General features: G+C 74.7%; 8 protein-coding genes. 6 read left to right on the forward strand and 2 right to left on the reverse strand.

Annotated elements, in window-relative coordinates; translation table 11 throughout:
• The first annotated feature begins 239 nt into the window (after positions 1-239).
• A complete protein-coding gene (locus ACFVVX_RS37660; RefSeq protein ID WP_387952679.1) occupies positions 240-1,115 on the forward strand; it encodes a GNAT family N-acetyltransferase in 876 nt (291 codons plus the stop codon).
• 43 nt (positions 1,116-1,158) lie between these two features.
• Entirely contained in the window at positions 1,159-1,731 is a 573-nt protein-coding gene (locus tag ACFVVX_RS37665; RefSeq protein WP_387952670.1) for a GNAT family N-acetyltransferase, read from the forward strand.
• Here ACFVVX_RS37665 and ACFVVX_RS37670 read toward each other — a convergent pair.
• Both ACFVVX_RS37670 and ACFVVX_RS37675 read right to left on the reverse strand, forming a co-directional pair.
• Positions 1,704-2,627, reverse strand: coding sequence for an aminoglycoside phosphotransferase family protein (locus ACFVVX_RS37670; protein WP_387952672.1), 924 nt, complete (start codon positions 2,625-2,627; stop codon positions 1,704-1,706). The genes ACFVVX_RS37665 and ACFVVX_RS37670 overlap by 28 nt on opposite strands.
• Positions 2,628-2,742: 115 nt before the next feature.
• Positions 2,743-3,234, reverse strand: a complete 492-nt coding sequence (locus ACFVVX_RS37675) for a DUF4439 domain-containing protein (protein WP_387952680.1) — start codon at positions 3,232-3,234, stop codon at positions 2,743-2,745.
• Positions 3,235-4,312: 1,078 nt separating this feature from the next.
• Here ACFVVX_RS37675 and rimP point away from each other — a divergent pair.
• The 4 genes from rimP to ACFVVX_RS37695 form a co-directional block, all read left to right on the forward strand.
• Complete coding sequence (rimP, locus tag ACFVVX_RS37680) at positions 4,313-4,876, forward strand: ribosome maturation factor RimP (protein WP_387952674.1); 564 nt, start codon at positions 4,313-4,315, stop codon at positions 4,874-4,876.
• Positions 4,877-4,933: 57 nt separating this feature from the next.
• Entirely contained in the window at positions 4,934-5,959 is a 1,026-nt protein-coding gene (nusA, locus tag ACFVVX_RS37685; RefSeq protein WP_387952675.1) for a transcription termination factor NusA, read from the forward strand.
• Between the two features lie 127 nt (positions 5,960-6,086).
• Entirely contained in the window at positions 6,087-6,335 is a 249-nt protein-coding gene (locus ACFVVX_RS37690) for a YlxR family protein (protein ID WP_387952676.1), read from the forward strand.
• A gap of 249 nt (positions 6,336-6,584) precedes the next feature.
• Positions 6,585-6,937 (forward strand): translation initiation factor IF-2 N-terminal domain-containing protein (locus tag ACFVVX_RS37695; RefSeq protein ID WP_387952677.1); only part of this gene is annotated, 353 nt, incomplete at its 3' end.

Genomic DNA, 6,937 nt, shown 5'->3' on the forward strand with positions numbered 1-6,937 from the left:
AGATCGTCGAGACCCTGATCGAGGAGGCCCTCAAGCTCGCCGAGCAGATGCAGGCCGACGGCGTCGAGTCCGGCGCCCCCACCGTCACCGCCGCGGAGTGAGTGGCGGACGGTAGTTTTCCGGAAGCGGGGCCGTCCGTCCACGGACGGCCCCGCGGCCGTAGCCGGGTGGGGCCACGGAGTAGGGTGCGGCCAGAGTCGTCTCAGTGAGGTGCTGTCTCGATGCTCGATCGAGGTGTGATGCTCCCCAGCTCGTTCCAGGTCGCCCGCGCGCTGGCGACCACCCGTGTCCTGGAGGCACCGGACCTGGCGGACACCTTGGAGGTGCTGCGCCGCAACCCGGTCGCCAACGCCTTCGTCGCCACCCGGGTCGAGGCCGTCGGGCTCGACCCCTGGCGGCTCGGCGGGGAGATGTGGGGCTGGTACGACGAGCACGGCGAGCTGGACGCGCTCTGCTACGCCGGGGCCAACCTGGTGCTGGTGAACGCCGGGCCGGCCGCCGTCCAGGCCTTCGCCGAACGCGCCCGCCGCCAGGGCCGCCGCTGCTCCTCGATCGTCGGCCCGGCCGACGCGACCGCCTCCCTCTGGGCGCTGCTGGAGCGCAGCTGGGGGCCGGCCCGCGAGGTCCGCGCCCACCAGCCGCTGATGGCCGCCACCGTGCCGTCCGCCGAGATCGCCCCCGACCCGCTGGTGCGGCGGGTGGAGCGGAGCGAGGTCGAGACCGTGATGCCGGCCTGCGTGGCGATGTTCACCGAGGAGGTCGGGGTCTCCCCGCTGGCCGGGGACGGCGGGCTGCTCTACCAGGCCCGGGTCGCCGAACTCGTCGCCACCGGGCGCTCGTTCGCCCGGTTCGCCGACGACGGCCAGGTGGTCTTCAAGGCCGAGATCGGCGCCGTCACCGAGGGCGCCTGCCAGGTCCAGGGCGTCTGGGTCGCCCCCGGGTACCGCGGCCGGGGCCTGTCCGAGACGGGCATGGCGGCCGTCCTCGACATCGCCCTGCGCGAGGTCGCCCCGGTGGTCTCGCTCTACGTCAACGACTACAACCTGCGGGCCCGCGCGGCCTACCGCCGGGTCGGCTTCCGCGAGGTCGGCGCCTTCATGAGCGTCCTGTTCTGATCCCCGACCGCGTCCGGGCCGTACGGGTAGTAACGTCCGGGGCATGGATCAGCTGACCGGGGTGACGATCGAGGCCATCGACCTTGCGGCGTGGGCGCCGCAGGCGCTCGAGGTCCAGGCGGTGGCGTTCGGGCTGACGCCCGAGGAGGTCGCGGTCCGGCTGCACATCGTCGGGCGGCACGCCCAGCAGCCCGGGGTGATCGCCCTGGGGGCGCTGAGCGGGGACCGGCTGGTCGGCTTCGGGTACGGGATGCCCAACCGCCGCGAGCACTGGTGGAGCACGGTGATCCAGCCGTACCTGGAGCAGCGCGGGTACGGCGGCTGGCTGGACGAGGTCTTCGCGATCACCGAGCTGCACGTGCTGCCCGGGTTCCAGGGCCAGGGCATCGGCTCCTCGCTGATCCGGACCCTCTGCGAGCGGTCCGGGCTGCCGCGCAGCATCCTCTCCGCGATCGACGCCGAGACGCCCGCGCGCCGGCTCTACCGGGCGCTCGGCTACCAGGACCTCGCGCGTGCCGTGCACTTCCCGAACACCGACCGGCTGTACGCGGTGATGGGCGCCGCACTGCCGCTGCGCGGGCGGCCGGATCAGAGCGCCCCGGCGAACTCCAGGTAGAGCTCGGCGTCCTCCCGGCGGCCCACCGCGAGGGCGCGCAGGCCGGTGGCCGCGGCGCGGAACAGCGTCCAGCCGCGCAGGCGCTCCTGGTCGACCTCCAGGGCGTCGGAGAGCTGGTGCAGCCGGCGGCGGACGGCGGCGGCCGCGCCGGGGGAGCCGATCAGGGTGTCGGCCCGGTCCATGGCCAGCCGGGCCAGGTCGTAGGCGCGTTCCCCGACCAGCGGCCGCGGGTCGATGGCCAGCCAGGGCGCGCGGTCGGCGGCGAGCACGTTGCCGTGGTGGAAGTCGCCGTGCAGCAGGAAGTCCTCCGTGGCGGAGGCGGCCAGGCCGTCGGCGCGCTCCAGGGCCTCGGCGACCAGGCCGGCGGCGTCGGCCGCGCCGGGCAGTTCGCGGTGGCGGCGCAGTTCGTCGGAGGTGGTCGCGACCCGGTCGGCGAGGGACGCGAACGGGTGGCCCTCGGAGGCCGGCACCCAGAGGCGGTGCAGCAGGCTGGTGGCCTCCAGGGTGGCCTTCGCCTCGGCGAGCGAGCGCAGCGGGATGTCGCCGTGCAGCCGCTCCAGCAGCAGGACCCCCTCGGCGGGGTCGGCGTTCAGCAGCAGGACGGCGCCGCGGCCGGCCCAGTGGGAGAGGGCTGCGTGCTCCTGGGCGGTCTCCGGGGTGACCAGCCCGGTCTTCAGGACGGCGGGGGTCAGGTCGTCGCGGTGGACGTACCCGACCAGGCTCAGACTGCCCCCGGGGTCGAGCACCCGTTCCAGCGTGAGGTCCCAGCGCGCGAGGTGGGCGGCCACCCGGGCGGGCAGCTCCGCGAGCCACTGCCGCCCTGCCGCGCCCCCGCCTTCGCCGACGCTTCGCGCCAGCCACTCGGGGACGGTGATCTGCCCTGGTGCTGCCGACATGCTGGCCTTCCGGTTGGTGCTTCCCCCGTGGTGCTACCTGTCCATTGTCGGCCATGCGACCGAAACCGCAGGTCAGTGACGAGGGGAGGGAGACGGAGGCCTGACCGGGGCGGTCTCAGGAGGCGGCGGGGGAGGTCGGGGAGGGCGTGGGGGCCGCAGCGCCGGTCGCCGGGCCGGTCGGGGAGCCGGTGACGGGGCCGGTCGGGGAGCCGGTCGGGGCGGTGGCGGGGTCGGGCAGGCCCGGGAAGGCGGTGGGGGCGGCGCCCCAGCGCCTGGCGCGCAGGGCGCTCTCGCGCAGCGCGTCTGCGGCGGCGGTGCGCTGCGGGCCGGTGACGGCCGTGACCAGGTCGGCGTAGACCGTGGTGAGCCTGGTTTCGAGGTGGGCGGCGAGCTTGGCGGCGCCCGCCGCGTCGGTGACCGCGAACGGCAGCTGGTACCCGGCCGCGGCGGCGCTCGGGGTGGCGCCGGCGCTGCTCACCAGCCGCTGCCAGGCGTCCCGCCGGGCCTGGTGGGCGGCGTAGGCCGTCCGGGCGTCGGTGCGCTGGTCGTCGGGGAGCCGGGCGCCGACCACGCCGTAGCCGTAGACGGCGGCGTGCTCGGCGCTCAGCGCGCCCTGGAGGGCGGCGACCGCCTCGGGGCCGAGGGCCGCCCCGGTGCCGGACGCGGAGGCGGTGGGAGAGGCCGAGGGCGAGGGCGAAGACGAGGGTGAGGCGGACGTGGAGGCCGAAGCGGAGGCGGAGGCTGACGAGGACGAGGAGGCGCCGGCGGAGGCCGTGGGCGACGCCGCGGGCGCGCTCGTCGGCACCGCGACCGGGGCCGGGGTGAGCGGGGCGCTGTCACCGAGGGCGACGGCGTGCAGCACCCCGGCCGCGGAGACCGAGGCGAGCAGCCGGGCCAGCTGCGGGGAGGCGGCGCCCAGGTCGGCGAGCCGGGCCTGTGCGGTCTGCCGTTCGAGCGAGGCGAGCGCCGTGGCGGTGGCGACGCCCGCCCCGGCGGCGGAGGCCGGTGCAGAGGCCGATGCGGAGGGCGAGCCGGAGGCCGTGGTCGAGCCGGTGGCCGAAGGGGAGAGGGAGGGGGAGGGGGAGGCCGACGGCAGCCCGGCGGCCAGCGCCGCCCGGTGCTGGACGGCCTCCGCCCGCAGCGGCTGGAGCTGCGCCGCCTGCCCGGCGCCGGGGCCGGCCAGCAGGGCGTCGTACCCGGCGAGCAGGGTGTCGGTGGCGGCGACCGCGCGCAGCCGGACCGGTTCGTCCGGGTCCGGCCGGCCGCGTTCGCCGGGCGCGGTGGTGGTGTCCTTGCCGTCGTCGGTGCAGGCGGTGAGTGCGGTGCCCGCGGTGAGGAGCACCCCGAGGGCCAGGAAGGTCCGTCGGCTGGGCGGCTGCATCGGCGTCACTCCGGGGCGTGTACGGGAGGACGGCCTGCCCGGCTGCCCTCGTTGGCGTGAATGATTACAGAATCCTCACCTGACCGGGCCCCGATTTCACCGGGCGGTGCCGTGGTCGGCCGGTGTGAGCTTGCTCGCAGTGGGTGTCGCACGGCGGCCGGGCGCCGTCCGGAATCGGTGGTTGGTGCCGCGACCGGATAGGCTTTGGGCCGAGCTGCCGCGACCCGGCCTGCGCCGAACCGGGCGCCAGGGGGCGCGGTGCGACCTTCTGACAACAGCAGACGCGGCCGAGGAGTCCACCCGGATGAGCACCACCCACATCGACCGGCTGCGTGTGTTGCTGGAGCCGCTGGCCGCCCAGGCGGGCCTGGACCTGGAGGACGTCAAGGTCACCCAGGCCGGCAGTCGCCGGCAGGTACAGATCGACGTGGACGCCGACGGCGGCGTGGACCTCGACGCCATCGCCGAGTTCAGCCGCGAGGTCGGCGAGGCCCTGGACGCGTCCGAGGTGATGGGCAGCGGCGCGTACGTGCTGGAGGTCGGTTCGCCGGGGGCCGAGCGCCCGCTGGGCGAGCCGCGCCACTGGCGCCGCGCCGAGGGCCGGCTGGCGAAGATCCACCTGGTCGACGGCGGGGAGATCGTCGCCCGGGTGCTGGAGGCCGACGAGGACGGCGCCCTGGTCGAGGTGCAGCCCGTGAAGGGCCGCGGCCGGGCCAAGGAGCGCCGTCTGGAGTACTCCGAGGTGGACCGGGCGCGCGTCCAGGTGGAGTTCAACCGCAAGGACGAGAAGCTCCTCGACGAGGCCCCGGATTTCGCGGACGACGAAGCCGACGAAGCCTCCGAGGAGGGGGACGACGGTGCGCAGTGAAGACCTGCGCACCGACCGCACCATGACGAACGTGACGAAAGACGAGGAGGCGTAGCCGTGGACATCGACATGAGTGCCCTGCGCACGCTGGTCAACGAGAAGAACATCCCTTTCGACCTGCTGGTCGAGTCGATCGAGTCCGCCCTCCTCACCGCGTACCACCGCACCGAGGGCTCGCGCCGTCGGGCCCGGGTCGAGCTGGACCGCAAGTCCGGCCACGTCACGGTGTGGGCGACGGAGGACCCGGCGGAGCTGGACGAGGGCGTCGAGCCCAAGGAGTTCGACGACACCCCGAACGGCTTCGGCCGGATCGCGTCGAGCATCGGCATCCAGGTGATGATGCAGCGCCTGCGGGACGCCGCGGACGACCAGACCTTCGGTGAGTACGCCGGCAAGGAGGGCGACATCGTCACCGGTGTCGTCCAGCAGGGCAACGACCCGAAGAACGTGCTGGTCGACATCGGCAAGCTGGAGGCCATCCTGCCGCCGCAGGAGCAGGTCCCGGGCGAGGACTACCGGCACGGCACCCGCCTCAAGTGCTACGTGGTCGCGGTGCGGCGCGGTGTCCGCGGGGCGTCGGTGACGCTCTCGCGCACCCACCCCAGCCTGGTGAAGAAGCTCTTCGCGCTGGAGGTCCCGGAGATCGCGGACGGCAGCGTGGAGATCGCGGCGATCGCCCGCGAGGCCGGCCACCGCACCAAGATCGCGGTCTGGTCGCGCCGGGCCGGCCTGAACGCCAAGGGCGCCTGCATCGGCCCGATGGGCAGCCGGGTGCGCGCGGTGATGGGCGAGCTGCACGGCGAGAAGATCGACATCGTCGACTGGTCGGAGGACCCCCGGGACATGGTCGCCTCGGCGCTGTCCCCCGCACGGGTGACGAGTGTGGAGATCGTGGACCTGCAGCAGCGCTCCGCACGGGTGATCGTTCCGGACTACCAGCTGTCGCTGGCGATCGGCAAGGAGGGCCAGAACGCCCGCCTGGCCGCCCGCCTCACCGGCTGGCGGATCGACATCCGCCCGGACACCGAGGGCCAGCCGGAGGACCGCCCCGAGGGCGGCCACCGGGAATCCTCGGACCAGTAGTCAGCGTCGTCCTGGGCTCCCCGCCGGTCCTCCCCGGATTGGCGGGGCGGCGCCATGTCCCTTCGGAGGGGTAGACTTGCCTTCGTCTGGCCGGACGCATGTCCGAGCACGCCCGGAACGCACCTGCGTGGGCTGCCGCAAGCGAGCGGCCAAGCACCAGCTGTTGCGTGTCACGGCGGTCGAGGGCGTCTGCGTCCCCGATCCCCGTGGCGCACTGCCGGGCCGGGGCGCGCACCTGCACCCCGATCCGACCTGCCTCGACCTCGCGGTCCGCCGCCGGGCGTTCCCCCGGGCCTTCCGCCTCCAGGGCACGCTCGACACCGAGCGGCTCCGCGAGTACATCGGGGAGCGGGTGGACGGCACCCCGGCGCCCTGATCCACTCAGGCCCGTTCGGCGGAGCACCTCCCGCTACGGCCGCCGCTCCACGCGGCGGAGAACCACCGCAACAAGCGCAGTGCGCGGGCAGCCGCGCGCCGTGCCACCAGTCAGGTACCTCGCGATGTGGAAGTAGGTCGAGATTGCGATGAGCACTCGATGAGTACGCGATGAGTACGCGATGGGTACGCCCATGAAGTAGCGACGGTCCGGCGGACGAGACACCCCGGACTCATAGACAGGAGTGAAGTGGCTAAGGTCCGGGTATATGAACTCGCCAAGGAACTTGGCTTGGAGAGCAAGGCCGTCATGGCCAAGCTCACCGAGCTCGGTGAGTTCGTCCGTTCGGCGTCCTCGACCATCGAGGCGCCGGTCGTACGCAAGTTGACTGACGCGCTGGGCGTCGCCCCCACCGGTGGCGCTGCCAAGCCCGGCCCGCGGAAGCCCGCGGCGCCCCAGCCCGCCGGCGGTTCCGCCGCCGGTGCGGCCGCACCCAAGCCGGGTGCCCCGACCCCGGGTCCGCGCCCCGCCGCGACCCCGGGACCCCGTCCCACCCCCGCTGCCGCGGCGCCCGCCGCCCCGGCCGCGACCCCCGCCGCCGC

The sequence above is a fragment of the Kitasatospora sp. NPDC058170 genome (assembly GCF_042883905.1).
Taxonomy (GTDB): domain Bacteria; phylum Actinomycetota; class Actinomycetes; order Streptomycetales; family Streptomycetaceae; genus Kitasatospora.

Bases quoted from the DNA above. Each gene is read 5' to 3' on its own strand.
- ACFVVX_RS37665 (WP_387952670.1), top strand. From the start codon at position 1,159: ATGGATCAGCTGACCGGGGTGACGATCGAGGCCATCGACCTTGCGGCG.
- ACFVVX_RS37660 (WP_387952679.1), top strand. From the start codon at position 240: ATGCTCCCCAGCTCGTTCCAGGTCGCCCGCGCGCTGGCGACCACCCGT.
- rimP (WP_387952674.1), top strand. From the start codon at position 4,313: ATGAGCACCACCCACATCGACCGGCTGCGTGTGTTGCTGGAGCCGCTG.
- ACFVVX_RS37670 (WP_387952672.1), bottom strand. From the start codon at position 2,627: ATGTCGGCAGCACCAGGGCAGATCACCGTCCCCGAGTGGCTGGCGCGA.